This window comes from Lysobacter korlensis, from assembly GCF_042434515.1.
Window position 1 is genome coordinate 21,518 of record NZ_JBHLTG010000002.1, and the last position, 13,344, is coordinate 34,861.

General features: G+C 70.1%; 14 protein-coding genes. 4 read left to right on the plus strand and 10 right to left on the minus strand.

The window, feature by feature from the left end; translation table 11 throughout:
* Positions 1–29 precede the first annotated feature (29 nt).
* From ACFFGH_RS09280 to ACFFGH_RS09290, 3 genes are all read left to right on the plus strand, one after another.
* Positions 30–827 carry a peptidylprolyl isomerase gene (locus ACFFGH_RS09280; protein ID WP_386667532.1) on the plus strand — a complete coding sequence of 266 codons (798 nt, stop codon included), beginning with the start codon at positions 30–32 and terminating at the stop codon, positions 825–827.
* 75 nt (positions 828–902) lie between these two features.
* Positions 903–2,135, plus strand: a complete 1,233-nt coding sequence (locus ACFFGH_RS09285; protein WP_386667534.1) for a DUF349 domain-containing protein — start codon at positions 903–905, stop codon at positions 2,133–2,135.
* A 77-nt stretch (positions 2,136–2,212) separates the two neighbouring features.
* The gene (locus ACFFGH_RS09290) at positions 2,213–2,746 is read left to right on the plus strand and encodes a type IV toxin-antitoxin system AbiEi family antitoxin (protein ID WP_386667536.1); all 534 of its coding nucleotides are present in this window, start codon (positions 2,213–2,215) and stop codon (positions 2,744–2,746) included.
* A gap of 38 nt (positions 2,747–2,784) precedes the next feature.
* Here the strand turns inward: ACFFGH_RS09290 and ACFFGH_RS09295 are convergent, their stop codons facing one another.
* The 9 genes from ACFFGH_RS09295 to ACFFGH_RS09335 all read right to left on the minus strand — a co-directional run bounded on the left by ACFFGH_RS09295 (position 2,785) and on the right by ACFFGH_RS09335 (position 11,722).
* Entirely contained in the window at positions 2,785–5,043 is a 2,259-nt protein-coding gene (locus tag ACFFGH_RS09295) for a RelA/SpoT family protein (protein ID WP_386667538.1), read from the minus strand.
* Positions 5,044–5,086: 43 nt separating this feature from the next.
* Positions 5,087–5,425, minus strand: a complete 339-nt coding sequence (locus ACFFGH_RS09300; RefSeq protein ID WP_386667540.1) for a rhodanese-like domain-containing protein — start codon at positions 5,423–5,425, stop codon at positions 5,087–5,089.
* Positions 5,426–5,427: 2 nt separating this feature from the next.
* Entirely contained in the window at positions 5,428–6,432 is a 1,005-nt protein-coding gene (secF, locus tag ACFFGH_RS09305) for a protein translocase subunit SecF (RefSeq protein WP_386667542.1), read from the minus strand.
* On the minus strand, positions 6,432–8,141 hold the full coding sequence (gene secD, locus ACFFGH_RS09310) for a protein translocase subunit SecD (RefSeq protein WP_386667544.1): 1,710 nt from the start codon (positions 8,139–8,141) through the stop codon (positions 6,432–6,434). The genes secF and secD overlap by 1 nt, the downstream gene beginning before the upstream one ends.
* 75 nt (positions 8,142–8,216) lie before the next feature.
* Positions 8,217–8,591, minus strand: a complete 375-nt coding sequence (locus ACFFGH_RS09315; protein ID WP_386667546.1) for a preprotein translocase subunit YajC — start codon at positions 8,589–8,591, stop codon at positions 8,217–8,219.
* Between the two features lie 67 nt (positions 8,592–8,658).
* Entirely contained in the window at positions 8,659–9,741 is a 1,083-nt protein-coding gene (ruvB, locus tag ACFFGH_RS09320) for a Holliday junction branch migration DNA helicase RuvB (RefSeq protein WP_386667548.1), read from the minus strand.
* A complete protein-coding gene (gene ruvA, locus ACFFGH_RS09325; RefSeq protein WP_386667550.1) occupies positions 9,738–10,367 on the minus strand; it encodes a Holliday junction branch migration protein RuvA in 630 nt (209 codons plus the stop codon). The genes ruvB and ruvA overlap by 4 nt, the downstream gene beginning before the upstream one ends.
* A complete protein-coding gene (gene ruvC / locus ACFFGH_RS09330) occupies positions 10,364–10,948 on the minus strand; it encodes a crossover junction endodeoxyribonuclease RuvC (protein WP_386667552.1) in 585 nt (194 codons plus the stop codon). Before ruvC ends, ruvA begins: the two co-directional genes overlap by 4 nt.
* A 15-nt stretch (positions 10,949–10,963) precedes the next feature.
* Positions 10,964–11,722, minus strand: a complete 759-nt coding sequence (locus ACFFGH_RS09335) for a YebC/PmpR family DNA-binding transcriptional regulator (protein ID WP_386667554.1) — start codon at positions 11,720–11,722, stop codon at positions 10,964–10,966.
* A gap of 57 nt (positions 11,723–11,779) precedes the next feature.
* Between ACFFGH_RS09335 and ACFFGH_RS09340 the strand changes: the two genes are divergently transcribed.
* Entirely contained in the window at positions 11,780–12,736 is a 957-nt protein-coding gene (locus ACFFGH_RS09340; RefSeq protein ID WP_386667556.1) for a phosphotransferase family protein, read from the plus strand.
* A gap of 123 nt (positions 12,737–12,859) precedes the next feature.
* Here the strand turns inward: ACFFGH_RS09340 and ACFFGH_RS09345 are convergent, their stop codons facing one another.
* Positions 12,860–13,339: a nucleotidyltransferase domain-containing protein gene (locus ACFFGH_RS09345; protein ID WP_386667558.1), complete on the minus strand. Its 480-nt coding sequence runs from the start codon at positions 13,337–13,339 to the stop codon at positions 12,860–12,862.
* Positions 13,340–13,344: the final 5 nt, after the last annotated feature.

The window sequence follows — 13,344 nt, forward strand, 5'->3', positions numbered from 1 at the left end:
GCGATCCACACCATGAGGAGAGGACCTTCGTGCCCAGCAGCAGAAGAGACCGCGAGGCGCGTGAGGCGAGGGAGCGGCAGAAGCGGTACGCCGCCCGCCAGCAGGTGCACCAGCACAAGACCGCGAGGCGCAAGCGCGACAACCTGGTCGCAGTCGGCGCGCTCGTCGTGGTGGCGACCCTCGCGACGGTCGCGCAGCTCTTCTACTTCGCCGACGGACCCGGCGCCCCGACCCCGACTCCGACGGCCAGTGCGAGCGCCGACCCGCAGGCGGAGGGACAGAACGTCGGCGACGTTCCGTCGCCGGATCTCGCCGAGGGTCGCGCCTGGACCGGTGAGCTGGTGCTCAACGAGAACGTGGAGCTGGGCATCGAGCTCAACGGCGAGAGCGCGCCCCAGGCCGTGTCCGTGTTCCTGCAGGAGGCCCAGGCGGGCTACTACGACGGCAAGACCTGCCACCGGCTCGTGCAGGGTGAGACCGCGGGTCTGCTGCAGTGCGGCTCGTCGAGCGGCGACGGCGCGAGCGATCCCGAGTTCGCCTTCGGACCGATCGAGAACGCGCCCGAGGACGGCGTCTATCCGGCGGGCACGATCGCGATGGCGCGGGGTCCTGAGGCCTTCAGCCAGGGCAAGCAGTTCTTCGTCGTGTTCGAGGACACCCAGCTCCCCGCCGACGCGGCGGGCGGATACACGGTGATCGGTTCGGTGACGAGCGGCCTCGAGGCGCTCGTCAGCGAGATCGCCGCGGAAGGTGTCGATCCGGCTGCGGGCGGGGAGGATGGTCCCCCGGCCGTGGCAACCACGATCACCCGGATCACGATCTCCTGACCGGGGAGGAACGGCCCGGGAGCCGGTGCAATAGGCTGATGGTCGCCGACGGGAGGCAGACGGCAGGTGGGTAGCATGGCGGAGAGCGAGCAGATCGCGTGGGGCCGTGTCGATGAGACCGGCACGGTGTACGTGCGCGAGGGCGACGGTGAGCGCGTCGTCGGTCAATACCCCGACGGCTCCGCCGAGGAGGCGCTCGCCTACTACGAGCGGAAGTACGCGGAACTCGCCGGTCAGGTCGGGCTCCTCGAGCAGCGGGCACGGCGCGGCGCCCCAGCCGCCGACATCGCGAAGACCGTCGGCACGCTGACCGAGGCGGTGCGGAACGCCCACGCCGTCGGCGACCTGGCGAGCCTCGAGCGCCGCCTGGAGGCGCTGGGCGGCACCGTCAGTGAACTCACCGAGAAGCAGACCGCCGAAACGAAGGCGGCCCTCGACCAGGCGATCGCCGAGCGCACCGCGCTCGTCGAGGAAGCGGAGAAGCTGGCCGCGCAGGATCCGGCGAAGGCGCAGTGGAAGCAGGTGACCGCGACCCTCGACGACATCTTCGCCCGCTGGCAGAAGCACCAGCAGGAGGGACCGCGCCTGCCGAAGAACGAGAGCAACGAGCTGTGGAAGCGGTTCCGCGCCGCCCGCACCACCGTGGAGCAGCACCGGCGCGCGTTCTTCGCCGAGCTCGACAGCGCCCACAAGGACGCGAAGGCGCGTAAGGAGCGCCTCGCCGAGCGCGCTGAGGCGCTTATCCCGCGCGGGGTCGAGGGGATCCCCGCGTATCGCGCGCTGCTCGACGAGTGGAAGAGCGCCGGCCGTGCCGGCAAGAAGGTGGACGACGCCCTCTGGAACCGCTTCAAGGCGGCGGGCGACGCGCTCTACTCGGCCAAAGCCGAGGTCGACGCGAAGGAGAGCGTCGAGTTCGCCGCGAACCTGGAGCAGAAGCTGGCACTCCTCGAGGAGGCCGACCCGCTGCTCACGGCGACCGACCGCGTCGCGGCGAAGGAGAAGCTGCTCTCGATCCAGCGCCGCTGGGACGCCATCGGCAAGGTGCCACGGGATCAGGTGAAGGTCCTCGAGGACCGGCTGCGCAAGGTCGAGGCGGCGGTGAAGAAGCTCGATGAGGACCACTGGCGCCGGGAGAACCCGGAGCGGAAGGCCCGCGCCGAGGGCATGACCAGCCAGCTGCAGGACCTCATCTCGAAGCTCGAGGCTGAGCTCGCGGAGGCGAAGCAGAGCGGGGACATCAAGCGCGCCCAGGAGGCACAGGAGGCGCTCGACGCCCGCAAGGCCTGGCTCGACGCGCTCGGAAGCTAGCCCTCCACAGCGTCCGGCCCGTCCACACCGCCGGGTGGGTGCCGTCGTGCCGGTGACGCCATCCGCACAATGGTCGGGTGCAGGACCGACCGCTCGCGATCACCGCGGATGACCTTCCCCTCGCGGAGCTGCTTGCCGCGCGGCTCGACGGCGATGTGTTCACCCTCAACCTCAGCTTCTTCGCGATCGACGAGTTCGAGACCCCGGCGCTGCGGGCTGCCTCGCTCCGGCCCCACACGCCGGCGAACCTGACCGCGGAGCGGGACACGGCGGCGTGGGTCTGGGGCGCCCGGACCACTCCCCCACGGGTGCACGAGTTCTGCAGCGGCATGGGCACGCGCGGGCGCCCTGGCGGTCCGCTCGCCATGACCGTGCGGGAGGTGGTGATCGATGGCGCCGAGATCCGCGAGCTGTCCGGCCTCCGGGTCACCGACCCGGAGCGCACGCTGCTGGACCTCCTCCGGTTCGCCACCGTCTTCGACCCCGTGGTGGCGGCCAGGCTCGCCGAGCTCGCGGGCGCGGACCGGGCGGGGTGCGCCGAGGCGCTCGGGTCCCGGCGGAACCTGCCGTTCCGGCGCCGTGCTCTGGTCCGGCTCGCCGAAATCTTCTGAACCGGCGTCCGCTGAACCGGCGTCTGCTGAACCGGGCGTCAGCCGCCCTGGACGCGGTACACGTCGTAGACGGCGTCGATCCGCCGCACAGCGTTGAGCACCCGGTCGAGGTGTGTCGTGTCGCCCATCTCGAACACGAACCGGCTGAGCGCCAGCCGGTCGCTCGAGGTGTTGACCGTCGCGGACAGGATGTTCACATGGTGCTCGGACAGCACCCGCGTGACGTCGGACAGCAGGCCGGCGCGGTCGAGGGCCTCCACCTGGATGTGCACCAGGAACAGGCTCTTCGACGTCGGGGCCCACTCCACCTCGATCATCCGCTCCGGCTCGGCCAGGAGCGATTTGATGTTGTGGCAGTCGCTGCGGTGCACGGAGACGCCCGCGCCGCGGGTCACGAACCCGATGATCTCGTCGCCGGGCACGGGCGTGCAGCACTTCGCGAGCTTGACCAGGATGTCCGGAGCGCCGCGCACGAGCACGCCGGAGTCGGTGGACTTCAGCGTGGCGGAGCGACCGCGGGGACGGAAGGTGAGCTCCTCGTCCTCGGTCTCCTCCTCGCTCTGCACCAGGGCGACGACCTTCTCCAGCACCGACTGGGTGGAGACGTGACCCTCGCCGACCGCGGCGTACAGCGCCTCCACACCGTCGTACCGCAGCTGCGCGGCCACGTCGGCGAAGGAATCCTGGCTCATCAACTTCTGCAGCGGCAGGTTCTGCTTGCGCATCGCACGGGCGATGGCGTCCTTGCCGTGCTCGATCGCCTCGTCGCGTCGCTCCTTGGTGAACCACTGGCGGATCTTGTTGCGGGCGCGCGTGCTCTTGACGAAATGCAGCCAGTCCTGGCTGGGTCCCGCGTCCGGGTTCTTCGACGTGAACACCTCGACCACGTCGCCGCTCGTGAGCTCGCTCTCGAGTGGAACCAGCCGGCCGTTCACCTTGGCGCCCATCGTGCGGTGCCCGACTTCGGTGTGCACCGCGTACGCGAAGTCGACCGGCGTGGCGCCCGCGGGAAGGCCGATGACCTTGCCCTGCGGCGTGAAGACGTAGACCTCCTTGGCACCGATCTCGAATCGCAGCGAGTCGAGGAACTCGCCGGGATCCGCGGTCTCCGCCTGCCAGTCCGAGATGTGCGCCAGCCACGCCATGTCGGAGTCGGGGCCGTTGTCGGGCGCGCTGCCGCGCTGCGCGGCCACCCGCTCCTTGTACTTCCAGTGCGCCGCGACGCCGTACTCGGCACGCTGGTGCATGTCGTGGGTGCGGATCTGGATCTCGACCGCGCGGCCCTTCGGGCCGATCACCGTGGTGTGGAGCGACTGGTACAGGTTGAACTTCGGGGTCGCGATGTAGTCCTTGAAGCGGCCCGGGATCGGGGTCCAGCGCGCGTGGATCGCGCCGAGCACCGCATAGCAGTCGCGCAGCGAGTTCACCAGCACCCGGATGCCGACAAGGTCGTAGATCTCATCGAAATCGCGGCCGCGCAGGATCATCTTCTGGTAGATCGAGTAGTACTGCTTCGGCCGGCCGACCACCTGCCCCTTGATCCTCGACTCCTTCAGGTCTTCGTTGACCTTGTCGATGACCTCCTGCACGAACTCCTCGCGCTTCGGCGTGCGCTTCTTGACGAGCCCCTCGATCTCGACGTAGAGCTTCGGATACAGCACGGCGAACGAGAGGTCCTCGAGCTCCCACTTGATCGTCTGGATCCCGAGCCGGTGCGCGAGTGGCGCATAGATCTCGAGGGTCTCCTTCGCCTTGCGCTCCGCCGACTCCGCGGGCACGAACCCCCAGGTCCGTGCGTTGTGGAGCCGATCGGCCAGCTTGATGACGAGCACCCGGATGTCCTTCGACATCGCCACAACCATCTTGCGGACCGTCTCGGCCTGGGCGCTGTCGCCATACTTCAGCTTGTCGAGCTTGGTGACCCCGTCGACCAGCATCGCGATCTCGTCGCCGAAGTCGGCGCGGACCATGTCGAGCATGTACGCGGTGTCCTCGACGGTGTCGTGCAGCAGCGCGGCGGCGATCGCCTTCGACCCGATTCCGAGATCCGCGAGGATCTGCGCCACGGCCACCGGGTGGGTGATGTACGGCTCGCCGCTCTTGCGCTGCTGGCCCTCGTGCGCCTTCTCCGCCGCGGCGTACGCGCGCTCGATCACCCCGATGTCGGCCTTCGGGTGATGCATCCGGACCGTGCGGATGAGCCGGTCGACCGCGCCGGCGGGCTGGACTGCGCGGGAGAAGAGGCGCGGCAGCAGGGCGCGCAGTGGAGCGGTGTTCTGAGCCGAGGTCTCGCTCATCGCCACCCCTTCCGTTCGGGCCCTGGCAGCGGGTGCTGCAATTCTACGGGCGCGGCCCGGCGCGGCCCGTCCGCACGACGGGGCCGCCCACCGCCTCCCACGCGACCATGCCGCCGGTCACGTTGACCGCCGGGTAGCCCGCCGCCACGAGCGCCTCCGTGACCGCGGCGGAGCGTGCGCCGCTGTGGCAGATCACGAGGATATGTCCGTCCTCGGGCAGCGCGCCCGCTCGTTCGCTGAGGGCACGCATGGGGATGAGCGTCGCGGAGGGCGCGTGCACTTCATCCCATTCCCGCGGCTCGCGAACGTCGAGCAGGTAACCGCCCGCCGCCGCGGCGTCGATCGCCTCCTGCGCCAGCACGGCGGGCACTTCGCCGGCCATGGTCAGCGGACCGCGCCGGAAGGGTTCGCCGCCCGGTTCACCGACTCAGGACGCACGCCGCGCCGCTGGGTCTCCGGCTCGCCCTCCCGCAGCTGCGCATAGAGGGGCGCCGCGATGAAGATCGTCGAGTATGTGCCGACCAGGATCCCGATGAACAGGGCCAGCGCGATGTCCCGTAGCGTGCCCGCGCCGAGCACGAACGCGCCGATGAAGAGGATCGAGGCCACCGGCAGAGCCGCGACGATGGAGGTGTTGATGGAGCGGACGAGCGTCTGGTTCACGGCGAGGTTCACCGATTCCGAGAACGTCCGGCGCGACTGCTCCCCGTCCTGCGAGGTGTTCTCCCGGATCTTGTCGAACACCACGACGGTGTCGTACAGCGAGTAGGCGAGGATCGTCAGCAGGCCGATCACCGCCGCGGGTGTGACCTCGAAGCCGAGGATGCCGTAGATCCCTGCGGTGAGGACGAGGTCGTGCACAAGCGCGACCAGCGCGGCGAGTGACATCTTCCAGGTGCGGAAGTAGAGCGCCATCACGATGCCGACGAGCACGAGGAAGATCACCAGCGCTCGCAGCGCCTGGGCGGTGATGTCGGCGCCCCAGCTCGGCCCGACGAGGCTCGCCGAGACATCGTCGAGCGTCACCCCGTAGGCGGTGGCGAGCTCCTCGCGGATCTCGCGGGTGTCCTCCTGCGGCAGCGGCTCCGTCTGCACGCGGATGGTGCCGGCGCCGATCGTCGTCACCTCGGCGGCCACATCCGGGGCGACCGACGCGACGACGTCGGAGGCGATGCCGCGGTCGGCGGTCCCGGCGACGTTCGCCACCTGGAACTCCGAGCCGCCCTCGAACTCGATACCGAAGGAGTAGCCGCCACGGAGGAACGGCCCGGCGATCGCGAGCAGCAGCAGCACGGCCGAGATCAGGTACCAGAGCTTGCGCCGGCCGACGAAGTCGATCGAGCGGGCACCCGTGTAGAGGTCGTTGCCGAATGCGGTGAAGTTCGCCATCAGGAGTCCTTGCCCTTCGCGCTCGCGTTCTCGAGCTCCGCGGCCTTGCGCTCGGCGATCGTCTGCCGGCGTTCGGCCTCCCTCGAGCTCTTCGTGTTCCGCGGCGCGACCGCGACGGGTGTGCGGAACTGCGCGCGGCCGCGATAGACGGCTCCGAGCGCATTCGGATCGAGGCCGCTGAGCCGGTGACCTTGCCGGAAGAATCGCGTCTGCGCGGCGAGCTGCAGCATCGGGTGGGTGAACAGCGCCACGACGGCGAGATCGACGAGCGTGGTGAGGCCGAGGGTGAAGGCGAAGCCGCGCACGTTCGCCGCGGCGAGCAGGAACAGCACCACGGCAGCCATGAAGTTCACGCTGTCGGACGCGACGATCGTGCGGAACGCACGCCGCCAGCCGCCCTCGACCGACGATTCCAGGCTCCGGCCGTCGCGCAGCTCGTCGCGCACCCGCTCGAAGTAGACGATGAACGAGTCCGCCGTGATGCCGATCGCCACGATGAGACCCGCGACACCGGCGAGCGACAGCCGGTAGCCCTGCGCGTTCGACAGGTAGGTGACCACCAGATACGTGAGTCCGGCTGCGACCACCAGGGAGAAGACGGTGACGAGGCCCAGGGTGCGGTACTGGATCAGCGAGTAGACGACCACGAGGATGAGGCCGATGAGGCCCGCGAGCAGCCCGCTCGCCAGCTGCGACTCACCGAGCGTCGCGGAAATCGCCTCCTGGCTCTGGAGCTCGAACCCGATCGGGAGGGCGCCGAACTTCAGCTGGTCGGCCAGCACCTTCGCGCTCTCCTGGGTGAAGGAGCCCGAGATGACCGGCTTGCCGTCCGTGATGACGGCCTGCGAGATCGGGGCGGAGATGACCCGGCCGTCGAGCACGATCGCGAACTGGTTGCGCGGGGACTCGAGATTGATCAGACGCTCGGTGGTCTCACGGAACTGCGCGGTGCCCGCCTCGTTGAACTCCGGGTACACGCCCCAGACACCGGTGGCGACGCCCTGCGGGCTCAGCACCTGGCCGCTGGTGGCGTCGGTGATCGTCTCACCGGTGACCTCGACCGGGCCGAGCAGATACTTGATGGTGTCGTCCTCGCAGGTGACCAGGGGCTGGTCGGCGGGAGCGACCTCCGGGCTTCCCTCGTCGAGGGAGTCGCAGCTGAAGGTGTCGAACTGCTCCTGCAGCTCCGGCGTGACCCACGCGAGGTCGCTCGGGCCGGTGGGCTCGGCCGTCGGCGTCGCCTCCGGCTCGGCGGAGGGACTCGGGGTGGCGGTCTCGCCGTCGGTGGTCCCGTCGCCGATGGCGTCGTCGGAGGCCACATCGGCCAGCAGCACGGGACGGAAGTCCAGGCGTGCCGATGACTGGATGCGCTGGAGGGTCGCTTCATCAGGCTCGCCGGGGATCGACACGACGACGTTCCGCTCACCCTGCGTGGTGACCTCGGCCTCCGCGACGCCCGCGGCGTCCACGCGCTGCCGGATGATCGAAACCGCCTGGTTCAGCTGGTCGCCGGTGACCTGTTCGCCTTCCGCCACCTGGGCGGCGAGGATCAGCTGGGTGCCGCCCTCGAGGTCCAGTCCGAGCCGCGGCGTCCAGTCGCCGTCGTTGAACGTGACCTGCGCGACGTTCGCTCCGATCAGGGCCAGGAACAGGATCCCGAGCCAGATCAGCGCGCGCGAAGCCTTCTTGACGGGGGTGGGTCGTGCCACTGAGGAACTCTGCTTTCTGATTTCGGCGCAACGCCGCCGCGTCCCGGGCGGGCGGGACGGGGTACGGGTTCGGGCCTACTCGGTTCCGTCGGACTTGCCGGGGCGACGCGTGGGGTCCGCCGTCGGCGTCTCGTCGCCCAGCACAGGCTCGGCGGGAAGCTCATCGGCATCCACGACGGTCTCGGCGGGAGTGTCCTCGACGACGCGGCTCAGGGTCTGGCGGTGCACCCGCACGATCGTGCCGGGACTGGTCTCGACCTCGGCGATGTTCGTCTCGTCATCGACGGCGATGAGGGTGCCGAAGAGACCGAAGTTCGTCATCACCTCGACGCCGGGCACCATCTTCTCGCGCACGGCCTCCATCTCCGCCTTCCGCTTCTTCGAGTTGCGGAACATGAAGAAGATCATCACCGCCAGAAGGGCGAGCAAGACGATCGTGTACACATCCATGAGAGAGCCTTCCAGAGGTGGAAATCAGGCAGAGCCGGCGACGCCGACCGCAAGTGCCTTCAGGAAATCATAAGCCATCGGCGAAGAGCACCGACTGGCCCGCCTGCGCCTGTCGGTCGATTCCGAAGTGCTGCCAGGCGCTGCGCGTGGCGACGCGGCCGCGCGGCGTGCGGGTCAGCATGCCGATGCGCACGAGGAACGGCTCGACGACCGACTCGATCGTCTCGGCCTCCTCCCCCACCGACACCGCGAGGGTGTTGAGGCCGACGGGACCGCCGTCGAAGCGGACGAGGATCGCCTCGAGGACGGAGCGGTCCAGACGGTCGAGTCCGAGCGCGTCCACGTCGTAGAGCTCGAGCGCGGCGTGCACCGCATCGAGGCCGGCGGGCCCGGTCCCTGAGCCGGTCGAAGGGGTGGCCTCCCCTGAGCCTGTCGAAGGGTGGACGAGCGCGTAGTCCCGCACCCGGCGCAGCAGCCGGTTCGCGATCCGCGGGGTGCCACGGCACCGGCCGGCGATCTCGGCGAGGGCCCGCCGGTCGATGTCGAGCTCCAGCAGCGCGGCCGCCCGGGCGAGCACCTCTTCCAGCTCGTCCGTGCCGTAGAACTCCAGGTGGGCGGTGAAGCCGAAACGGTCACGAAGCGGGTTCGGCAGCAGGCCCGACCTGGTCGTGGCGCCGACGAGGGTGAACGGCGCCAGGTCGAGCGGGATGGAGGTGGCGCCGGCGCCCTTGCCGACCATGATGTCGATGCGGAAGTCCTCCATCGCGAGGTAGAGCATCTCCTCCGCGCTGCGGGCCATCCGGTGGATCTCGTCGATGAAGAGCACCTCGCCGGGAACCAGTGACGACAGCAGCGCCGCGAGGTCGCCCGCGTGCTGGATCGCCGGGCCGCTCGACATGCGCAGGCTCCGCCCGCTCTCCTGCGCCACGATCATCGCCAGCGTCGTCTTGCCGAGTCCGGGAGGGCCGGCCAGCAGGATGTGGTCTGGCGTCCGGTTCTGCATCGCGGCCGCCCGGAGCAGCAGCTGCAGCTGGCCACGCACACGCGCCTGGCCGACGAACTCCGCGAGCGTCTTGGGTCGGAGTGCGCCCTCGAAGGCGAGCTCCGCCTCCGATTCGGGGGTGAGCCGAGCGAGGTCGGGTGCGGTCATCGCGCGCCGCTCAGTGTCGGGGAACCGGACTGGTGGGGCCCGAGCTGGGCGAGCGCGGCGCGCAGCAGCACCTGCACGTTCGTACGGTCCGCCTCGGATGCCGCTTCGAGTGCGTCACTGGCGGCCTGCGCCGCGACGCGCTCCGGCCACCCGAGCCCGGCGAGGGCGACGACGACGCGGTCGGTGACCGACGTGTCCCTCGCGGAGGCGGCGCGCGCTGGAGCCGGTGCTGCGAGCTTGCCGGCGAGGGAGACGACGATGAGCTTCGCCGTCTTCGGGCCGATGCCGGACACCTTGCGGAATGCGGCGTCGTCCTCGTTCGCGACGGCGCGCGCCACGTCGTCGGGCGACAGTGTGGCGAGCACGCCGAGCGCCGACTTGGGACCCACGCCCGTGACACCGCGCAGGAGGTCGAAGATCTCGAGCTGCTCGGAGTCGGCGAAGCCGAAGAGGCTCAACTCGTCCTCGCGCACGATGAGGGCGGTGCGCAGGGTCGCCTCCGCGCCGATCCGGAGAGAGAGCGCGTGCTGCGGCGTCACCTGCACCGCCAGGCCCACTCCACCGACCTCGATCACCACGGACGACCCTGCGGCGGCGAGCACGGTGCCGCGCAGGGAGCTGATCATGTCGTCAGCCTACGTTTGACCGCAGACTTCTCTGCGTTCCGCCACGCCTGCTGGGCAGGCGTGAGCCCGCCGGCCGCCGCGGGAGCACCCACCTGCGGACCCTTCCACGCGTGGCAGATGGCGAGTGCGAGCGCGTCGCTGGCATCCGCCGGCTTCGGCACCTCGTCGAGGCCGAGCACCCGGGCAACCATCGCTCCCACCTGCTGCTTGTCCGCGGATCCGTAACCGGTGATCGCAGCCTTGACCTCGCTCGGCGTGTGCAGACCGACCGCCAGTCCGCGCGCCGCAGCCGCGTGCAGCGCCACTCCGCTCGCCTGGGCGGTGCCCATGACGGTGCGGACGTTGTGCTGCGCGAACACCCGCTCCAGCGCAACCGCGCCCGGGCGGTATTCGTCGAGGAGCTCCGCGATCCCGGATCCCACCGCGAGCAGCCGCTGCTCGAGCGCCAGCTCCGGCGGGGTGCGGAGAACGGTGACCGCGACCAGCCGCGCGCGCCGGTCGGCCGTCACATCGACGATGCCGACGCCGCAGCGGGTCAGCCCCGGGTCGATGCCGAGCACCCTGAGGGTTGTCGCTGGCACCCGGAGCGCCACCGGCTACTCCTCGTCGAGCTCGGCCTGGACCTCGGCCGGGATGTCGAGGTTGGCGTAGACGTTCTGCACATCGTCGCTGTCCTCGAGCGCGTCGATCAGCCTGAACACCTTCCGGGCCGTCTCGGCGTTGACCTCGATGGAGAGGTTCGGCACGAACTCCGCGTCGGCCGCGTCGTAGTCGATGCCGGCCTCCTGCAGCGCGGTGCGGGCGGCGACGAGCTGTGACGGCTCGGTGATCACCTCGAATCCCCCGCCGCGGTCGGTCACCTCCTCGGCGCCGGCGTCGAGGACGGCTGCGAGGATGTCGTCCTCGTCGAGCCCCTCCGTCTTCGTGATCGAGATGACGCCCTTGCGGCTGAAGTTGTAGGCGACGCTGCCGGGATCGGCCATGGTTCCGCCGTTGCGGGTCATCGCTGTGCGGACGTCCGCTGCCGCGCGGTTCCGATTGTCCGTCAGGCACTCGATGAGCAGGGCGACGCCGTTCGGACCGTAGCCCTCGTACATGATCGTCTGGTAGTCGACGGACTCACCGGTGAGCCCGGCGCCGCGCTTGATCGCGCGGTCGATGTTGTCGTTCGGCACCGAGGTCTTCTTGGCCTTCTGCACGGCGTCGACGAGCGTCGGGTTACCGGAGAGGTCTGCGCCGCCGATCTTCGCGGCGACCTCGATGTTCTTGATGAGCTTGGCGAACGATTTGGCACGTCGCGCGTCGATGACGGCCTTCTTGTGCTTCGTCGTCGCCCACTTGGAGTGACCTGACATGGGGAAGATTCTACCGGGCGGCTCAGACGCGCCCGGGGTCTCCACCAGACTGTCCGGATGGACGGGCACAGCGGGGCATCGGCGATCGGCGGCGGCAGGATCACCTGGGACGCCCTGCCTGCAGAGGTACGAGCCGGCATCGAAGGGCGGATCGGCTCCCGCGTGACGAAGGCCGTGAGCGCCGAGACGGGGTTCAGCCCCGGCCTTGCAAGCGTGGTCACGACCGAGGGTGGCGACCGGGTGTTCATCAAGGCGGTGTCGTACGCCGCGAACCCCGATTCGCCCGGGCTTCACCGGCGTGAGGCAGAGGTCACCGCCGCCCTGCCGCCCGGCCTCGGCCCGCGCCTCCAGTGGTGGTTCGACGACGGGAAGTGGGTGGCGCTGGCCCTCGACCCCGTTCACGGCCGTCACCCGGGTTCCCCGTGGACGGCAGACGACGTCGCGCTCGTCCTCGACGCGCTCGACCGGATGAGCCGGGTTGCCGCACCGCCCATCCTCGAGCCGTGCGGACCGGACCTCGCTGCGATGTTCACAGGGTGGAGCGCCATCGCGAGCGACCCGCTGCGCGCGCACGACGTGCCCGCCTGGGCCCGCCCGCACCTCGGAACGCTCCGCCAGCGCGAAGGCGAAGCTGTCCGGTCCGCCTGCGAGGGTGGGTCGATCGTGCACCTGGACATCCGGACCGACAATCTGCTGATCGGACCCGACGGCCGGGTCACCCTGCTGGATTGGCCGCACGCACGGGTGGGACAGGGATGGCTCGACCTGGTGTTCTTTCTCCCCACGGTCGAAATGCACGGCTACGGATCCGCTGCAGCTGAGATGTTCGCCGCTCATCCGGCCACCGCCGTTGCCGATCCGGACGCCGTCCTGACGATCGTCGCCGGATGGGCGGGATGGCTGCAGTGGATGTCCGGGCTGCCTGCGCCGCCCGGGATCCCGCACCTCCGCGCGTTCCAGCAGGCGCAGGCGGCGCCGACGCTGCGCTGGCTGCGGCGATTGCTGGAGGGGTGATCCGTCACGCTTCAGCCGGTCGGGCACCGACTCCGCGGAAATCCATGCCGACACGCCGGTGTGCAGCTCGTCCGCCCGGCGGGTCGGCCATGATCTCCGCCGACTCGGACCCGATGCGGTCCGTCACTCCCCGGTGCTGCCGCGCCGGAGCAGCGCGACGTCGTGCCGGTCGACGTCGCGTGGCGCGTATCCCTCGCGGAAGCGGAGCTGCTGCTCGACCGACAGGCAGTTCACCGTGCGACCGGCGATCGACCCGGTGGTGAACGCGTCGACCGGGTACTCGAACGGCGGGCCACCGTGTCCCGCCTGGACGCCGCTGCCGTCAGCGGCGAACTCGACCGGGTGGATGTCGACGCGACGACCGTCCGGCGCCGTGAGCTCCGCGCGGGACGGCAGCCAGTCCACGGTGATGCGGAAGCCCTCCTTCGCCAGCAGCGCAAGCAGCGCATTCAGCTGCGAAGCGTCCGCGGCAAGGTCCAGGTCGCCATGCTCTCGCGTCTGTCTGCCGACCACGGCGTCGACCGCCCAGCCGCCGCCGACCCAGGCGCGGAGCCCCGCGCCGCTGATCAGGTCGAGCAGCTCGAGAACGTGCGACGCCTGCATACCGC